This window comes from Flagellimonas chongwuensis, from assembly GCF_013376415.1.
In the GTDB taxonomy this organism is placed as follows: domain Bacteria; phylum Bacteroidota; class Bacteroidia; order Flavobacteriales; family Flavobacteriaceae; genus Flagellimonas; species Flagellimonas chongwuensis.
In genome coordinates this window covers 110,051-127,750 of the sequence record NZ_WYET01000004.1, presented here as the reverse complement: position 1 = coordinate 127,750, position 17,700 = coordinate 110,051, and the positions used below count along the sequence as shown (strand labels likewise).

The window sequence follows — 17,700 nt, the reverse complement described above, 5'->3', positions numbered from 1 at the left end:
TGTCTTAAACTTTAAGTGAGTTGGTTTACGTTTAGTTGGGTAACGGTACATAGGTGTTGTCGTTTTCCATCATTGGAAAGGTTTTATCGGCCCATGCTTTTTTTGCCTCTTCGAGTTTTTCCTTACTGGAAGAAACAAAATTCCAATAAATATAACGTTCCTCTGGAAAAGGTTCGCCACCGAACAACATTAAATGTGTATTTGGTTTTAGTTTTATGTTGCAGGTGTCCTCCACTTTGGATACTAGAATATTTCCTTCGCCGACCGTTTCTCCGCAGGCTTCAATGCCGCCTTCAACTATACAAATGCCGATTTCGCCTTTTAGGCTACCGTTTACATTCAAGGAATACGCTTCCTTTGCCATTACTTCTACCATAAAAAGATTGGAATGCACGGGTACCGGGGATTTTTTTCCGTAACCTTCGCCCGCAACCAGTTTAAATTCTGCGGGACCATCGCTCCATTTAGGAATATCCGCACCATCAATATGATGGAATTGAGGTTCCATGTCTTCCAATTCTTTTGGCAACGCCACCCAAATTTGATACCCATGCGCTGTAAACGAGTTACCGTTGCGCAAATCTTGTGGTGTTCTCTCGGTATGGGTGACCCCCTTCCCTGCCGTCATCCAGTTAACGGAACCGGGTTTGATTCGTTGATGGGTTCCGAGGCTATCTTCGTGGTTGATCTCACCTTCCAACATAAATGTCAAAGTGGAAAGGCCCATATGCGGATGCTGGTCCACGTCCATATACTTTTCAGGCCCCAATTTTGTTGGTCCCATATGGTCGATAAAAATAAAAGGGCCGATCATACGCTTCTTGCGGAAAGGAATCAGCCTTCCTACCAAAAAATCGCCAATATCCCTGCTACGCTCTTCAATGATCAATCCAATGTTGGACATGTGTTAAATGTTTATATTTAGAAGCAGAAAGTTACAAATACATCCTATACCATGAAACTACTTAAACGTGTTTTGCTGCTCCTTCTCGTAATCATAGGAGTTGTCGTTTACCTAAATTACCCCAAACTGAACATTATTTCCGGTTATGCCGCCAAAAATGTGGCCTCCGGCGTCTTTCTGGCGCATCGTTCTGCTGCCAGTATGAATCAATACGATAATAGTGCACCTTTGATAGAAATAGCATCTACTGAGATTGATGAGGGTGAGCAATCAGCATCATCCACTGTTTATGGAATGATGAAGCGTACCGCAGTTTATCGTGAGGGTCTTGGAGCTGTTTTGATCAATGATGATTACGACCCCAAAGCGTTAACAATAAGACCTCAACGAAACCAACCTGCCGATACCATTCCCTATCCTTACGGACAAGCGGCTCCATTGGACACCATATTGGCCGATGTGAATATGGATCAAATCAATAAGGCCATCGCCATGGCCTTCGCCGAGCCTGAAACTCAAAAAACACGAACCTTTCTAATTCTTTATAAAGGACATTTGATTGCCGAAAAATATATTGATGGGTTTGATAAGGACACCCCTATTTTGGGATGGTCCATGACCAAAAGTGTTTTAGCATCTTGCTATGGAATTTTGGAACACCAAGGAAAGTTAGAAATGGATTGGCCCGCTCCCATTCCTGAATGGAAAGATGATGAAAGGAAAGATATCACCCTGAACCACCTGCTCCGCATGCAAAGCGGATTGGCTTGGAATGAAGATTACACGAGCATATCCGATGTTACACGGATGTTGTTCTTGGACAGTGATATGACTCGTGCCCAACGTGATAAAAAAGCGATTGCAAAACCGACAGAAATATGGAACTACTCTTCGGGAACCACAAATTTGCTTTCGGGAATACTAAAGCAGCAATTTAGGAGCCATCAAGAGTATTTGGACTTCCCGTACTCCGCTTTAATCGATAAAATAGGGATGTATTCCATGGTTATGGAAGCGGATATTGCAGGAAATTATGTGGGCTCTTCTTACGCATGGGCGAGTACACGGGACTGGGCACGTTTTGGACAATTGCATCTGGACAAGGGAAATTGGAACGGGGAACAATTGTTCGATGCTTCATGGGTAGATTATATCACAACTCCAACCGCTAAATCCAATGGCACTTACGGTGCTCATTTTTGGCTGAACGCAGAAGGTAAATATCCCGATGTGCCGAGGGATATGTTTTCTTGCAATGGTTTTGAAGGTCAGCATGTATTTATGATTCCTTCCAAAGACTTGGTCGTTGTACGGACAGGTTTGGCCGAGGAACCGTATTTTGATGTGAACGGAGTGCTGTCGAACATCGTAAAAGCGGTACCATAAATCGATGAGATATACAAAAAGGTTCGAAAAACCACAGGAAAAGGGTACTTCACAACAATAATTTCGTTTACGGGAATTCTCGTAGTAGTTTTACTATGTAATAAAAAACGAAAGTAATTTTTTCATTTTCATATAGTGTTCTCGTAAAAGAGTCTTGACCATAACGGCAAGGCTCTTTTCTATTTGGGCCTATCCTGAATCAATCCAAGACGCATCTCGACTCCTCTTCGATATGGCAACTACTCTGATCATTTAGAGCGCAGTCGAGAAATCTAAATTCTTCAGTCGTATCCTGCGTCAGAAATACCCCCTGGCAAGCCAATAACTAAGTACAGAATCACATAAAATATAAAGATGACAACAGGTAACGGATACTTCACAACAATAATTTCAACGAAATGAAGAGGTGAGCTACTTTTATTATGTAATAAAAAACGAAAGTAATTTTTTCATTTTCATATAGTGTTCTCGTAAAAGAGTCTTGACCATAACGGCAGGGCTCTTTTCTATTTAGGGCCATCCTGAATCAATCCAAGACGCATCTCAACTGCGCTCGATGTGACAACTACAGTTGTGCATTACTTGTCATTTCGAGCACAGTCGAGAAATATAGATGCTTAAACCCATTTCACTCTTTCAAAAAATGACAATGGGTAATTGTAAATTGTTTATTGGTAGCTGTAAATTGATTTACGGAATCCACTTGTCCTTGCCAAAATCCGGTTTACGCTTTTCCAAAAATGCGTTTCTACCCTCTTTTGCTTCGTCCGTCATGTAGGCCAATCGTGTAGCTTCACCAGCAAACACCTGTTGTCCGACCATGCCATCGTCTGTAAGGTTCATGGCAAACTTTAGCATTTTTATGGATGTGGGCGATTTGGCCAAGACTTCCTGGGCCCATTGATAGGCAGTATCCTCTAATTCATCATGAGGGATAACAGCGTTTACCATCCCCATTTCATATGCTTCTTGTGCGGAATAGTTCCTTCCTAAAAAGAAAATCTCACGGGCCTTTTTTTGCCCTACCATTTTGGCGAGATATGCGGAGCCGTAGCCGCCGTCAAAACTGGTAACGTCGGCATCGGTTTGTTTAAAAATGGCATGTTCCTTACTGGCAAGGGTCATATCGCACACCACATGTAGGCTGTGCCCTCCCCCAACGGCCCATCCGGGCACTACGGCAATGACCACTTTGGGCATAAAACGAATCAAACGCTGTACCTCTAAAATATTCAAGCGATGGTAACCATCGTCACCCACGTAGCCTTTATGTCCACGTGCCTTTTGGTCGCCCCCGCTGCAAAAGGCCCATTTGCCATCCTTAGAAGATGGTCCTTCGCCAGAAAGCAGCACTACCCCAATGGAGGTATCCTCTTGCGCATCGTAAAAAGCTTTGTACAGTTCGCTGGTGGTTTTGGGGCGGAACGCATTGCGTATATCGGGGCGGTTAAAGGCGATACGTGCCACGCCATTACATTTTTTATAGGTAATATCTTCGAATTCCATGGCGGTCTGCCAGTTGGGTGATTCCATAGTTGTAGTTTTTATTGAATCACAAAATAACGGAAATTCTAGATCATGGTGGTTTTGAATTACTCCTGCCGACACCACTAAAAGAATAATTTGATTAAATTAATGATTGACAACAGTTTAATGTATGCCAATCCTTGTAGGTAGTTTTATTTTTTTTCAACTACCTATGAAAATCACTACTAACCTATTTATAGACAATCGAAACTGTAACAATGGTTCAACAATGCCATCTTTAACGTGAACACTAACCTATTTACCATGAGATTGACAATTCTACTATTTTTATATTCCTTCAAACCACTTCAATAGTTTCTCAAACCTCTCTTAAAGAAATCGACCTTAATAATGGAAAATTCAAAGTGGGATTTCAACATTATAAGGCCTATGATAGCACAAGAACTTACAGTAGAATATATGACTACACCAATAAAAAAATAGAAAGACCGATTCCAGTAAGTATATGGTATCCAGCCCAACAAAATGTAGATGATGTTGAACCGCTGACGGTCTTAGATTATCTTGAAATTTTAAAAGAAGAGGAAGAATGGGAACATCTGCCCAATGATCAAATATTGAATTGGTTTTATTATCAAAATACCCCCGCTAATCAAAAACATCTTATAGAAGAATCTACTGCTTATGCAAATGTGGAATTTGCAAATGGAAAATTCCCAGTAGTCATCTATAGGCCAAGTTTTCAAGCGTCTTCCATTGAAAATTTTATGCTTTGTGAATATTTGGCAAGTAACGGTTTTGTGGTCATATCAAGCCCAAGTAGAGGAACGGAAACTCGCTGGTTCAGCAGCAATAATGCCAAGGAAATTGAAACACAGGCTAGGGATGCGGAGTTTTTGATCAAGGAAATAGGGCAACTTTCTTTTGTGGATTATGAAAAGATTGCTCTAATGGGGTTCAGCTTTGGGGGACTATCAAATATCATAGTGCAAAATCGTAACGACAATATAAAAGCAATCGTTAGCCTTGATGGTACAGAAAGATATCAATATGGATTACTGGAGCAATCCCCATTTTTTGATTCTAAAAAAGTAGACGTTCCGTACATTCATATGGCTCAGAAAGAAATTCCTGAAACAGTTTTAAAGGAAGATAAGATTGATTTCGAACTAAATACTGTATTTCAATTATATGATAGCATAACAAACAGCAAAGTGTATCGGTTGAGGTTTCATAATCTGACACATAGCTACTTCAGCACATTGGGAGTCCTTTTTGCAAATAGAGATGAAAGACAGGACAAAAGCGATTCTGAAATTATGGAATCGTACAAATGGGCTGCGATTTACACCTTGAATTTTTTAGAAGCTACTTTGAATAAGAATAAAAAAGCAATGGGGTTCATTGAAAACAGGCCAGAAAACAATGGGGTGGGGAAAAAACTGATAACTCAGAAAATCAAACAACCAACAAAGCAAACATTCTCGTTTCAGGATTTTAATCAGTTGGCTTCAAACCAAAACTATGAAAACTTAATACAACTACATGATTCAATTGTAGCGATGTATCCTTCGTTCGAAATTCCAGAGGGTAGTTTAAACATACTCGGATTACAACTTGTTTTCAATCCAAAAACATCATTGCAGGGAATAAACGTATTTTTATTGGCAACAACACTTTATCCGGATTCTTCAAACCTCTATGATAGCTTGGGTGAAGGATATTTGTTCTTTGGTGAGAAGAAAAAGGCCATAGAGAGTTTTGAAGAGTCTCTGGCATTGAACCCTCAAAATCCCAATGCCATTGATCGATTAAAGCAACTTAAAAAATAAAGGCCTGTTTTTCCTTCTAAAAATCAGATGTCTGACTTTTAGCGTCAATATTTTCTTGGTATGCATCAACCCCCAAATTACTTCCATTCTACTTTCGTGATGGATTAGAAACCCCAAAATATTTATATCATGAAAAAGAATTTGATTTTATTAGGTGTCCTGTTTATAGGATTTACCTCTTTTGCGCAGAATACGAACAATGTACAACTAGGAGTGCGTGGTGGTGCCAATTTTGCCACCGTTGCAGGTGATGATTTTGATAGTCCAGATTCAAGAACATCATTTTATTTAGGTTTGTTGGCCGAAGCGCCATTGTCCGACCATGTGTCGTTGCAACCTGAGGTGTTTTATTCTGCACAAGGTTTTGATATTACCGATGAACCCAATACTCCAGATGCACAGTTTCAGGTAGACTACATACAAGTTCCTGTGCTTTTAAAGTTTTATATAGCAGATGGACTTAACATTCACGGTGGCCCACAGTTTGGTTTTAAAGTGAACGAAGAACTTGATTTTGATCCAGGGGAAGATTCTGGTGATTTTGACTCAGATTCCATCAACAGCTTTGATTTTCAGGGAACCGCCGGTGTAGAATATAAATTCCCATCTGGATTTTTTATCCAAGGAAGATATTCTTACGGTTTTTCCGAAATGATCGAGGACGTCGATGTTCATAACTCCGTTTGGTCCGCAGGCCTTGGATTTATGTTCTAAAAGAACTGTACAAAAAATTGAAAAAGAAAATGGGAAACTCCATCTATTCACTTAGATGGAGTTTTTTTATGCTTAAAATGCTTTAATGATTTATTTGTTGGGTAATTTTAGTCTTTCAGGTTAAATTCATCCACAAAGTTCAACTGGATTCAAAATAATGCTCATTAGGTACTGTTTTTATAGGGTATGACACTAAGGTGACATCTAAATGTCGTGGCGCTGTCATGCATGCTACGATAACTTTGTTCCCGAACTAAAAATCATATATCATGAACAATTCATCAATCGGGGAACGATTAAAATATCAGAGAAAAATTAAAGGTTATTCCCAAGAAGAACTTGCAGACAGAACCAATGTAACCGTACGAACCATCCAACGAATAGAAAAGGAAGAGGTCTCCCCCCACCTAAATACCATCAAACTTTTGGCCATTGCGCTAGATATTGAAGTGGATGAGCTTGTTGCTTTGGATGATCCAAAAGAAGAAACCGTAAAAAAGAAATGGTTGCTCTTGATGCATGCAACACCCTTGGCCGGGTTGATCTTACCACTATTAAATGTGTTGATTCCACTTTTTCTGTGGATTCACAAGCGGGAAGATAATCCTGTGTACAATGAACATGGCATCAAGGTCATTAATTTTCAGATTACCGTATTGATACTTGCGATTTTGTCTTTTATAAGCTTACTGACTATTGAAAAGTGGGGCTTTTTCATTTTCATTTTCATTTCAGTGGTACCGATTTGTATTGGAATAATGCTGTTCAACATCGTGTATGTAGTACAAAAAAATAAATGTTACTATCCGTTCTCCATTCCATTTATCAGATTGAAGAAAAGCAGAACATTTGTTTTGATGGCTTTGATGGGCATGGCGCTAATGGGCAGTTGTACTGCTCAAAAACTAGAAACCATCGAGCGTTTGGACAGTTCTGTGATAACCAAGGACTCTGTAACTGCCAAAATCCACCAATTGATGGAAGATGCCAATATATACGGTACTGCCATATCAGTTTTTAACGATAACCAACCTGTCTATAAAGAAGTATTTGGTTATAAAGATTATCCAAACCGAATACCATTTACCGATTCCACCAACATTTATGGGGCATCCTTTAGCAAAGCGGTATTTGGTGTTTTGGTGATGAAATTGGTTGAGCAAGGTGTTATTGACCTGGATACACCGCTTGAATCTTACTTGCCACAAAAAATATATGAATACGAACCCCAAACAAGTTGGCACGACGATTTTTCAAGTCTTAAGGAGGACTCGCTCTACACCAAAATAACTGCTAGAATGTGCCTGACCCACACCACCGGGTTTAAAAATTATCGATGGTTTGAAGAGGATTATAAACTCCGCACCCATTGGGAACCCGGCACCAAATTCGGATATAGTGGCGAAGGTTTCATTTATCTACAAGTGGTTTTGGAGAAGTTAACGGGCAAAGGTCTGGAACAGTTGGCTCAAGAATACATATTTGAGCCTCTGGACATGAAAAATTCCGCCTACGAGTGGAAAACCAGATTTGACAAGGATTTTGCATTGGGCCACGATGAAGATGCGAAAGCACTTAAAAAGGATAAGGACAATGAGCCCCGGGGTGGAGGTACTCTGGAGACGACTGCCAAAGATTACACCAAATTTCTCACCGCTGTGCTCAACCAAGAATTGATCAGTAAGGAATCCTACGAAGAAATTTTCGCCCCACATATCAGAATTAAGACCGAAAAGCAGTTTTATGAAGGTGAAGGCAAAATCACGGATAAATATGATGACATCAATTTTGGGTATGGTCTTGGCTGGGGTTATTTTGAAACACCTTACGGAAAAGCTGTTTTTAAGGAAGGGCATGGCAGTGGATTTGTACACCATTCCGTTTTATTTCCAGAAACTGGAAAAGGAATAATGATTATGACCAATTTTGAGAACGGGAACAGTATCTTCAAGGAATTACTAGAGGTTATTCTGATGGATACTTACACACCCTGGGAGTGGGAAAATTATATTCCGTACGATAAAAAATGACCCACTTTTATAACATTACAAGTATCTTTACTAGAACATAATAGAATTTTTCAGAAGAGTATGGCAAAGAAAAAGTATATCATATCGGTAATACAATTAAACCTGGACAACACACCCGAAAACAATTTGGTCAAATGTACCGAATGGGTAAAAAAGGCAGCAAGTAAAGGGGCCGAGGTCATTTTATTGCCCGAACTGTACAGTAGCCATTATTTTTGCCAGAGCGAGGACACGGAGAACTTTGCGTTAGCGGAACCACTTTATGGCACTTCTTTCAAGGCGTTTAGTGCGTTGGCAAAAGAACTCGGTGTGGTCATAATAGTTCCGTTTTTTGAAAAACGAATGGCCGGAGTGTACCATAACAGTGCCTACATAATCGATACGGACGGAACAGAGGCCGGACTATATCGCAAAATGCACATTCCGGACGATCCACATTTCTATGAAAAATTCTATTTCACCCCAGGAGATCTCGGGTTCAAGAACATTCCGACCAAAAAAGGAAATATAGGTACCTTGATTTGTTGGGACCAGTGGTATCCGGAAGCTGCAAGATTAACGGCTTTGCAAGGAGCGGAAGTACTCTTCTACCCTACTGCCATTGGCTGGCATCCCCAGGAAAAAGAGGAATTTGGTGAAAAGCAGCACGGTGCTTGGATGAATGTAATGAAAGGACACGCCGTTGCAAATGGGGTCTATGTGGCCGCCGCCAACCGAATCGGGCTTGAAAAATATCTTCCGGACACTAATGGTATCGAATTTTGGGGATCCTCCTTTATTTGTGGCCCCCAAGGAGAGATCTTGGCGCAAGCATCCAATGATCAGGAAGAAATATTAATGGCCGAAGTAGATTTAGATCTTCAGGAAAATGTAAGGCAAAATTGGCCGTTCCTCAGGGACAGGCGTATAGATATGTACGGTTCCATTACCAAACGTGCCATCGACTAATATGAAGAAGGAAAATTGGGTATTCCCCGCAGAATGGGAAAAGCAAGAGGGCATTTTGCTTTGTTTCCCACATAATGGTAACGATTGGCCAGGTAAATACGGAGCCATTCAATGGGCCTTTGTGGAATTCATCAAAAAAGTTTCGCAATTTGAAAAGGTGATTCTTGTGGTTTCATCAGAAAAGCTTCAGGATAAAGTACATGGTTTGCTGGGCGCGGCGCACGTTAACATGGAGAAAGTTTCCTTTATCGTGCACAAGACCAACCGGAGTTGGATGAGGGATTCGGGCCCCATCATCGTTAAAAATGGAAAGAAACGGAAAGCAATCAACTTTAACTTTAATGGTTGGGCAAAATATACCAATTACAAACTGGATAAACACGTGCCCAAAAAGGTCTCGGATTTTTTAAATATTCCTGTTGAAAGGGCAGTGTATAAAGGCAAGCCCATTGTTTTGGAAGGCGGAGCCATCGATGTGAACGGTAAGGGCACCTTGATCACTACCGAAGAATGCCTTTTGGACCCTAAGGTTCAGGTAAGAAACAAAGGTTTTACCAAAGAAGATTATGAGGCCATTTTTAAGGAATATTTTGGGGTTACCCATACCATATGGTTGAAAGATGGTATCAAAGGTGATGATACACACGGACACGTTGATGATTTAGCTCGATTTGTAGATGAAGAAACTATCATAACCGTGGTTGAAAATGACCCCAAAGCATCCAATTATGTTCCGCTACAAGAAAATTTGAAGCGTTTGAAGCAGGCGAAGTTGGAAAATGGAAAATCACCAAAGATTATCGAGCTGCCAATGCCCCATCGCTTGGAATTCGATGGTCTTGAATTACCAGCCAGTTATGCCAATTTCTTGATTTTGAACAAAGCTGTTTTGGTGCCAACCTTTAATGATAGTCGTGATCGTGAAGCTTTAAATATCTTGTCAGAGGTATTTAAGGATAGAGAAGTAATTCCAATAAATGCCATTGATTTAATATGGGGGTTCGGAACTTTGCACTGTTTAAGCCAGCAAATACCCGTTTAGGTACAACTTTTATTCTTTGCCTCAATCCATTTGGCCATGTACTTGGTGCTCATCATGGTTTGATGCTGTAGCAACTTTCCAATAAAATTTTGTTTACGGTGAGTTTCCAACACGCTGCGTATGTGGTTCACTCGCTCCTCCAGTCGGTCTTGTAAAAATGCTCCATCATACATAGTTTGAAGAAGTTCGAGCCCCTGCTCTTGAGCTGTTTCCCATAAGTCTTTGTTTTGATGAAGTTTTACGGAGATTTGGGCAAACTCTTTCCAGTTATTTGTGATAGCGCCGTTCCAAGGAAGGTCTTTGTGCATACCTTCTGCACCTACCGTGGTAGTTACGCTGGGCGTTCCAGTTCGCATGGCATCCATTAGTTTCCCCTTTATACCAGCTCCAAACTGTAAGGGTGCCAACAGTACTTTTGCCTTATTGAGCACGACATCTACATTTTCGGTCCATCCTTTCACATAAAATCCTGATTTTGGATAGTGCATTTGACTCACTTGTTGAGGTAAGTATGCACCATAAATGTGAATTTCAGCGTCAGGTAATTCTTTTCGTATGCTAGGCCATATCTCTTGTTTTAGAACTTTAACAGCATCAATATTCGGGCTATGCTTACCATTGCCAATGCTTACGAAGCCTTGTCTATCTTCAAAAGAGGTAAACTTTTTCCTGGATATGGCCGAAGCATCGATCATGAAAGGTAAATGCATGAGTAACTCCGATGGAATATGTAGTTCTTTTTGTAAAATCTCCATTTCGTAAGTGGAAATTATTAGACTAAGGTCACAACGATAGGTACTGGCTATTTCCCGTAAGGTCATTGGATGGTTTTTCCAATCATCGATTACAAAGGAACTTTGTTTTTTTTGAACTTCTTCCCTGGCCTTTCGCAAAGCATGTAAATCTTCTGTATTGAGGATGCGCAACGCTTTTGGGGCAAATTCAGCGACTCGCCATCCAAATTGCTCTTCGACCATAAAGCGGTCAAAAATGACAATGTTGGGCAAAAGTTTTTTAATAAAATCATCAAAACTCGAATCGTTGAGTTGAATGGCAACTTCGACGACTCCAAATTTTCCCAAATCCAGACTATACTCCGTTCTGCTTGCCTTACTCGCAAAGGTGATGTTGTAACCAAATCTTAAAAATGCTCCCAACAATTGTTGCATACGACAGCCGGCAGCAGTAGTGGTCGGCTCTGGCCATACAGACCCAATGACAAGGAGTTTTTTTGACATACTAAATTACAGGTACATAGGTAAAGGGTAAAAGTACTACGTTAGAATTCAATAATCTAGATTTACATTTTGGCCGCAAACATTTTGGAAATACTCGAGCGCAGTTTACGTTCATAATCCTCCTCCAGCCACTCTTTGTAGTTTTTTGTGTTATTCATGATGCAGTACGAATACTGCTTGACCCGATACTGAATTTCATCTTTGAGCTCTTTGGCCAAAATTCGGGCATCGAATACGTCCTCACTGTTTTCCACGCATATTTGAGCGTGCTGCTCAATACTTTTTTCAAGGACCAATTTTGATTTTTTGCCCTGCGCGAAAATCTTTTTGTATTCCTCTTTTACATCAAAGGAGATATTGTTCGAGTTACTGAACTTAGCACGAAGCTCGTCTGGCATCTCATAAACAAAATCACGCTCGATTTCCTCATCATTTTTAATGTTCTCCAAATAAAAGTCCGGAAAATGGAATATTTCCTGCCAATCGATCGGCGCATCCCATGGGCCAAAACGCGCAATATTGTTACCCATATCGATTACGTTGAACTCATTTTTGTTTGGAAGAACCCTAGAGCCTCTACCAATCATTTGGAAATACAAGGTGAGTGATCTTGTGGCCCTGTTCAAAATAATGCTCTCAACCGTAGGTTCATCAAAACCTGTGGTGAGAATACTAACTGAGGTCAATATGGCATCGGGGGTTTCCGCGAACCACTCCAGAATCTCTTTTCGCTCCGTGGCCGTGTTTTTATTGTCCAAGTGCCTAACGTTATAGCCTGCTTTTTTAAAGGTCTCATAAACGTACAGGGACGTGTTGATACCGTTGTTGAAAATTAACGTTTTTGTGCCCTTGGCAATCTCCTCGTAAGCTGTGAGCAGTTTACCGAGCATACTGTGGGCACTGTAGAACTCATCAGAAGATTTTACGGTATAGTCCCCATTAATGCCCAGTTTTAGGGTGCGTAGGCTAACATCGTAATTGTATAGGTTGGCCTTGGCCAAGAAATTTTTATCGATCAACGATTGTATGGACTCACCAATAATCAAATGCTTATAATTGTCCTTCATTGGGAGTTTAATGTTGGAACTCAATGGAGTGGCCGTTACTCCCAAAATGGTGGCCTTGTCAAAATATTTAAAGAGTTTCCTAAAGGAATTGTAGTGGGCTTCATCGATAATGACCAAGCCAATATTGTTGATTTTGACTTTTTCTTCTTGTAAACGGTTGTTCAAGGTTTCCACCATGGCAACAAAGCACATGTAATCATCCTGATCATAAAGCTCTTTGACTTCACTGTTGATGACTTTGTTGGCTACTCCAAATCCCTTGAGCATTTTGGAAGTTTGTTTGCTAAGCTCTATCCGGTGTGTAAGTACCATTACCTTTTTTCCGGTCTGCTCGATAAACCTGCGGGTGATTTCAGAAAACACCACTGTTTTTCCGCCTCCTGTTGGTAGTTGGTACAAAATGTTAGTACCCTCCGGAAGCTCGTCCAGTTGGGTGAAGATTTTGTTCAGGTCTTCTTCCTGATAACCGTATAATGTTTTCTTCTTGACTTTTTTGTTTACCTCCAAAGGGAAATGCGTTATGGATTGTTAAATAAAAAACCCTACAAAATTAGGGGTTTTTTGCGCTTGAGACCAATCCTTCTTGGCTTTTCTATCAAAATTGTATTAACAATTAAAATATCACGTCTTTTTTTGTGAATTGCTTATTTGCTCATAACATTTTGATAACAATAACATTTTGGACTTGGAAAAATGCATATTATAATGTATAATGATAGTTTATAACACTAGTAAACCAGATACAAGAATGAGGCAGCTAAAAATCATCAAACAGGTCACGAACCGTGAATCCAAATCACTTGACAAATACTTGCAGGACATCAGTAAGATTGATTTGATCACCGCGCAAGAAGAAGTTGAGCTAGCACAGAAGATCAGGGCCGGAGACCAAGCTGCTTTGGAAAAATTGACCAATGCAAACTTAAGGTTTGTGGTGTCCGTTGCAAAACAGTACCAGAACCAAGGGTTAAAGCTCCCGGATTTGATCAATGAAGGAAACGTTGGATTGGTAAAAGCAGCCAAACGTTTTGATGAGACCCGTGGTTTTAAATTTATTTCTTATGCTGTTTGGTGGATTCGCCAGTCCATTCTGCAAGCTTTGGCGGAGCAGTCCCGTGTGGTACGTTTGCCATTGAACAAAATTGGGTCTATAAATAAAATAAAAAAGACATTTTCATATCTGGAGCAGGCACATGAACGTCCACCATCCCCAGAAGAGATAGCCAAAGAATTGGACATGACGGTTTCCGAAGTGAAGCAATCATTGAAAAATACAGGTAGACACGTATCTATGGATGCGCCATTAAAGGAAGGTGAAACTTCCAATCTATACGATGTTCTAAATGCCGGGGATTCCCCAAAACCAGACAAAGGGCTGATGCACCAGTCTCTGAACACAGAGATAAACAGGGCTTTGGACACTTTGTCGCCAAGAGAGGCCGATGTGGTACGGTTATACTACGGTATAGGCGACCAACCGTCCATGACGTTGGAAGAAATAGGAAGTACATTTGATTTGACTAGGGAACGTGTCCGTCAGATTCGGGAGAAGGCCATTCGAAAATTAAGACATACATCAAAAAGTAAAATCTTGAAGTCCTATCTTGGATAAGCAAGACAGTTAATAAAATAGAAAAGGGGATGTTTTTTTACAACATCCCCTTTTCCATGATATACACATAAACATCATTGCTTGCTCAAAAGACTAATATCAAAGTCGGTGAGCATGTCTTTCAAATCTTGAATAAAATTCAAGTAAGCGGCGTTTTCTTTGTTTGGGTTTTTCATGGTAATAAGTTTTGGGTTGTTGGCTTATAGGTAATCAAGTTCGGCAAGTTCGTTTACTGTCAAAATCTCGTTGAGTTCTTGTAAAAAGGCTAAGTACTCTTCTCCGTAGGTATCGTATAACATGGTAATCTTTGGTTTTGGTTCGGGGGTTTTTAGGTATAACGCAGTTTCACACATAACATTATGTTGCTTTCACAAATTGTGGTGAACATATCAAATTATGAAGTGAAACGTTTTTATTTCATATTTAAAATATCGAGTTCAACTTCAAAATCAAGTTCGTTGTCTATTTTGCTCGGCCTAATATTGAACTCGTCATAAATAAAACAAAGATTCATGGGCAATCTTCTTCGTTCCGCATCGGACAACACGCCCAATTTTGACTGCAGTTCGTTTTTAACGGCAAATGCCTTGTTACTGATTTTTGGATTATGATGGGATTCCAATTCAGAAAGGAAAGGTATCTCTTTCCTATCCCCTACCTTCAACATTTCATCCAATAACATTAATTGGCACTCCAAGTCTTCCGTATGTTGGAACAAAGGATAAAATATACTTTGAAGGTATTCGGGCAGTTGGTTGTTTTCCATCTTGATTGTGTGTTAGATTGTACGGAATATCTCCATTTCAAAATCTATTTGCTCTTGAATGCGTGGATATTCTTGGAGAAATTGATCGTACAAAAAGTCAAGGTGTTTTTTATCCCTATCCGTTTTGCACAACCTTGAAATTTGTTGGGTCACTTCCAAAAGTCCCGAAGTGTTCAGCATACGCAATGAAGGCATTATTTTTTGGCAGGAAAGCTCAAGCTCAGTATAATTTTCGTTCATTAGATTGACTTTGGCACTTCCAACAAACTCAAAAATGTTCTGTTTGAACATGCGAACTAGTTCCTCCAACAAATCCATTTGCCCCATGCAATCCTCCAAAACGGGTTGGAGATCAATCTTCTGGGAAGAAAAACCAGCTTGAAGGCTCTTCTCTATAAATTCAAAATCGGTTGACATACGTTCTGTATTTTTATTCTGATCTTGAGGCTTCTCTTGTATGTTCTGTATTCTTTTCTTAATCTCTTCCACAATACTTTTTTGTGGTTCAGAAAGATTTGTATCCTCCAAGGACTTTATAAGCATCAAAATTTCGCTGTCATTCGGGGCAGTAAACGATTTGCTATCAGAACCTTGGATGCCTACATTTCTATATAGGTCTTCGAGCTGCTTCATTTCGGAAATCCCAAAAACTTTGCTTTCAAGTCCAAACTTGAACATTTCAAAAGTCTTTTTAAGTTCTCCGGCCTCAACTACTCCCAATTCTTCATAAGAAAAAGAACTCAAACCTATTTCAAGCTTTTCCAGATACGTTAACAATTCGCGTGTTCCCAATTTTTTGCGTTAATGGTTATTAATCACATTAAAAATGTTGATTAAACTGAGGGATTACAATTTATTGTTCCGTAGCATTCGGATATTGTTGTCAAATTGCGTTATTTGTATGTGTAAAAAAACCAACCATGAAATATTTTTATCTATTCCTTAGTATTACCTTATTGATTTCCTGCGGGGAGAAAAAACAAGAAAAGACCGAAGAAACCTTGGAAGAGAAAGCGCAACGAATTCACGACTCTGTGATTACCATCGATACTCATGACGATATCAACGTTCAGAATTTTACAGACAGTATCAACTACACTCAGAATTTGGATACCCAGGTAAACATACCCAAAATGAAAGAGGGTGGTCTCGATGTAGCTTGGTTAATAGTATACACAGGTCAAGACACCTTAACAACCGAGGGTTATGCCAAAGCCTCTGAGAATGCAATTTCTAAATTCGAGGCTATCCACAAACTTTGTGAGGAAATTGCTTCTGACGAGATTGAGTTGGCCCTGACCTCTGATGATGTGAGAAGAATTGTGGCCGCAGGCAAAAAAGTGGCCATGATCGGTGTGGAAAATGCCTACCCAATTGGCGAAGACCTTTCTAAAATTGAAGAATACCAAAAGCGTGGCGCCCGATATATGTCCTTGGCACACAATGGCCATAGCCAATTGAGCGATTCCAATACAGGCGAACAAGATAGTGTTTGGCTTCATAATGGTTTGAGCGACCTTGGCAAAGAAGCGGTTGCAGAAATGAACCGTGTTGGAATGATGATAGATGTTTCCCATCCTTCTAAAGAAGCGATGAAACAAATGATCGAGCTTACAAAGGCCCCTATAATTGCATCACACTCTTCGGCTAGAGCACTTTGCGGTCATAGCCGTAATCTTGACGATGAGCAATTGATGTTGATGAAGGAAAACGGAGGTGTTGTGCAAACCGTAGCTTTTAGTTCTTACTTGAATACCGAGAAACATGAAGCACGCTCCGCCTACATGACGGAGGTGTACAAAAAAGTGGCCGATTCCTTAGGTGTTGCTTGGTACGATCGCTCACAATTTGGTTCTTTGACCGATGAACAGCGCGAAGAGTTCTTTGCCAATTACGGAAAAATCAGAAATATCGGCGAAGAATTGGCCGAAACCGACCCCAACGTGCCACCTGCGGTGAACGTATCCGATTTTGTGGACCATATCGACTACATGGTCAAATTGATAGGTATTGACCACGTGGGCATCAGCTCCGATTTTGATGGCGGAGGCGGTATTGAAGGTTGGTCGGATGCATCCGAAACCTTCAACGTAACCTTGGAACTCGTAAAAAGAGGCTATACCGAAGAAGAAATTGCCAAATTATGGGGCGAAAATCTATTAAGGGTATTGGATGAAGTTCAAGCGGTCGCCAAAACAATGAACTAAGAAGTGGCTTTTTGCTCTTCTTTTTCTTTTTTGGCAAGTCGGTCCTTAACGTATTCTATTTTTGTTTTACCGTGGGCCTTTGGATTACCGTTCTCGTCTAAGTTTACCATAATAATATTGTCTACGGTAACAATACTTTCGTGGGTCATCTTATTTCTAACTTCACAATTGAGCGAAATTGAGGTGACCCCGAATTTTATCACTTCGATGCCAATTTCTATGATGTCCCCCTCGTGGGCGGTGCTCATAAAATTGATTTCGGACATATATTTGGTTACGATTTTTTTGTTTTCAAGCTGTATAATACTGTACAATGCCGCCTCCTCATCTATCCAAGCTAGGACCTTGCCTCCAAAAAGAGTTCCATTGGCATTCAAATCTTCTGGCTTTACCCATTTTCGTGAATGAAATCGCATAGTTGAAACTTTTATAATTCAAGTACAAAGTTAGCGGAATCCTTTGAAGA

Annotated in this window: 16 protein-coding genes; 8 read left to right on the top strand and 8 right to left on the bottom strand. The window is 40.2% G+C overall.

Translation table 11 applies throughout. The features are described from left to right. Nucleotides 1-31 precede the first annotated feature (31 nt). Nucleotides 32-904 (bottom strand): pirin family protein, encoded by an 873-nt coding sequence (locus tag GUA46_RS07705; protein ID WP_176619994.1) that lies wholly within the window; start codon nucleotides 902-904, stop codon nucleotides 32-34. Nucleotides 905-955: 51 nt separating this feature from the next. Between GUA46_RS07705 and GUA46_RS07700 the strand changes: the two genes are divergently transcribed. Continuing rightward, on the top strand, nucleotides 956-2,290 hold the full coding sequence (locus GUA46_RS07700; protein WP_176619993.1) for a serine hydrolase domain-containing protein: 1,335 nt from the start codon (nucleotides 956-958) through the stop codon (nucleotides 2,288-2,290). Between the two features lie 690 nt (nucleotides 2,291-2,980). Here GUA46_RS07700 and GUA46_RS07695 read toward each other — a convergent pair. Beyond that, nucleotides 2,981-3,823 carry a 1,4-dihydroxy-2-naphthoyl-CoA synthase gene (locus GUA46_RS07695; protein ID WP_108246048.1) on the bottom strand — a complete coding sequence of 281 codons (843 nt, stop codon included), beginning with the start codon at nucleotides 3,821-3,823 and terminating at the stop codon, nucleotides 2,981-2,983. A 359-nt stretch (nucleotides 3,824-4,182) separates the two neighbouring features. Between GUA46_RS07695 and GUA46_RS07690 the strand changes: the two genes are divergently transcribed. The 5 genes from GUA46_RS07690 (at nucleotide 4,183) to GUA46_RS07670 (ending at nucleotide 10,344) form a co-directional block, all read left to right on the top strand. Then, nucleotides 4,183-5,610 (top strand): prolyl oligopeptidase family serine peptidase, encoded by a 1,428-nt coding sequence (locus tag GUA46_RS07690; protein WP_218109529.1) that lies wholly within the window; start codon nucleotides 4,183-4,185, stop codon nucleotides 5,608-5,610. A gap of 129 nt (nucleotides 5,611-5,739) precedes the next feature. After that, complete coding sequence (locus GUA46_RS07685; protein WP_176619992.1) at nucleotides 5,740-6,324, top strand: porin family protein; 585 nt, start codon at nucleotides 5,740-5,742, stop codon at nucleotides 6,322-6,324. Between the two features lie 269 nt (nucleotides 6,325-6,593). Then, nucleotides 6,594-8,354, top strand: a complete 1,761-nt coding sequence (locus tag GUA46_RS07680; protein WP_176619991.1) for a serine hydrolase — start codon at nucleotides 6,594-6,596, stop codon at nucleotides 8,352-8,354. Between the two features lie 60 nt (nucleotides 8,355-8,414). Further along, complete coding sequence (locus tag GUA46_RS07675) at nucleotides 8,415-9,302, top strand: carbon-nitrogen hydrolase (protein ID WP_108246051.1); 888 nt, start codon at nucleotides 8,415-8,417, stop codon at nucleotides 9,300-9,302. A gap of 1 nt (nucleotide 9,303) precedes the next feature. After that, nucleotides 9,304-10,344 carry an agmatine deiminase family protein gene (locus tag GUA46_RS07670; protein WP_176619990.1) on the top strand — a complete coding sequence of 347 codons (1,041 nt, stop codon included), beginning with the start codon at nucleotides 9,304-9,306 and terminating at the stop codon, nucleotides 10,342-10,344. Here the strand turns inward: GUA46_RS07670 and GUA46_RS07665 are convergent. After that, nucleotides 10,341-11,582, bottom strand: coding sequence for a glycosyltransferase (locus GUA46_RS07665; protein ID WP_176619989.1), 1,242 nt, complete (start codon nucleotides 11,580-11,582; stop codon nucleotides 10,341-10,343). The two genes, GUA46_RS07670 and GUA46_RS07665, sit on opposite strands and share 4 nt — an antisense overlap. Nucleotides 11,583-11,644: 62 nt before the next feature. Further along, nucleotides 11,645-13,156: a DEAD/DEAH box helicase gene (locus GUA46_RS07660; protein WP_176619988.1), complete on the bottom strand. Its 1,512-nt coding sequence runs from the start codon at nucleotides 13,154-13,156 to the stop codon at nucleotides 11,645-11,647. A gap of 241 nt (nucleotides 13,157-13,397) precedes the next feature. Here GUA46_RS07660 and GUA46_RS07655 point away from each other — a divergent pair, with 241 nt between their 5' ends. Next, entirely contained in the window at nucleotides 13,398-14,261 is an 864-nt protein-coding gene (locus GUA46_RS07655) for a sigma-70 family RNA polymerase sigma factor (RefSeq protein ID WP_100818963.1), read from the top strand. Nucleotides 14,262-14,461: 200 nt separating this feature from the next. Here the strand turns inward: GUA46_RS07655 and GUA46_RS07650 are convergent, their stop codons facing one another. From GUA46_RS07650 to GUA46_RS07640, 3 genes are read right to left on the bottom strand one after another with little or no spacing between them, the layout of a single operon-like run. Beyond that, entirely contained in the window at nucleotides 14,462-14,614 is a 153-nt protein-coding gene (locus tag GUA46_RS07650) for a hypothetical protein (RefSeq protein ID WP_176619897.1), read from the bottom strand. A gap of 59 nt (nucleotides 14,615-14,673) precedes the next feature. Next, nucleotides 14,674-15,027, bottom strand: coding sequence for a hypothetical protein (locus tag GUA46_RS07645; RefSeq protein ID WP_176619987.1), 354 nt, complete (start codon nucleotides 15,025-15,027; stop codon nucleotides 14,674-14,676). 12 nt (nucleotides 15,028-15,039) lie between these two features. Further along, nucleotides 15,040-15,819 carry a hypothetical protein gene (locus GUA46_RS07640; RefSeq protein ID WP_176619986.1) on the bottom strand — a complete coding sequence of 260 codons (780 nt, stop codon included), beginning with the start codon at nucleotides 15,817-15,819 and terminating at the stop codon, nucleotides 15,040-15,042. Between the two features lie 128 nt (nucleotides 15,820-15,947). Between GUA46_RS07640 and GUA46_RS07635 the strand changes: the two genes are divergently transcribed. Continuing rightward, nucleotides 15,948-17,234 carry a dipeptidase gene (locus GUA46_RS07635; RefSeq protein ID WP_176619985.1) on the top strand — a complete coding sequence of 429 codons (1,287 nt, stop codon included), beginning with the start codon at nucleotides 15,948-15,950 and terminating at the stop codon, nucleotides 17,232-17,234. Here the strand turns inward: GUA46_RS07635 and GUA46_RS07630 are convergent. Beyond that, on the bottom strand, nucleotides 17,231-17,650 hold the full coding sequence (locus tag GUA46_RS07630) for an acyl-CoA thioesterase (protein ID WP_176619984.1): 420 nt from the start codon (nucleotides 17,648-17,650) through the stop codon (nucleotides 17,231-17,233). The two genes, GUA46_RS07635 and GUA46_RS07630, sit on opposite strands and share 4 nt — an antisense overlap. Nucleotides 17,651-17,700 lie beyond the last annotated feature (50 nt).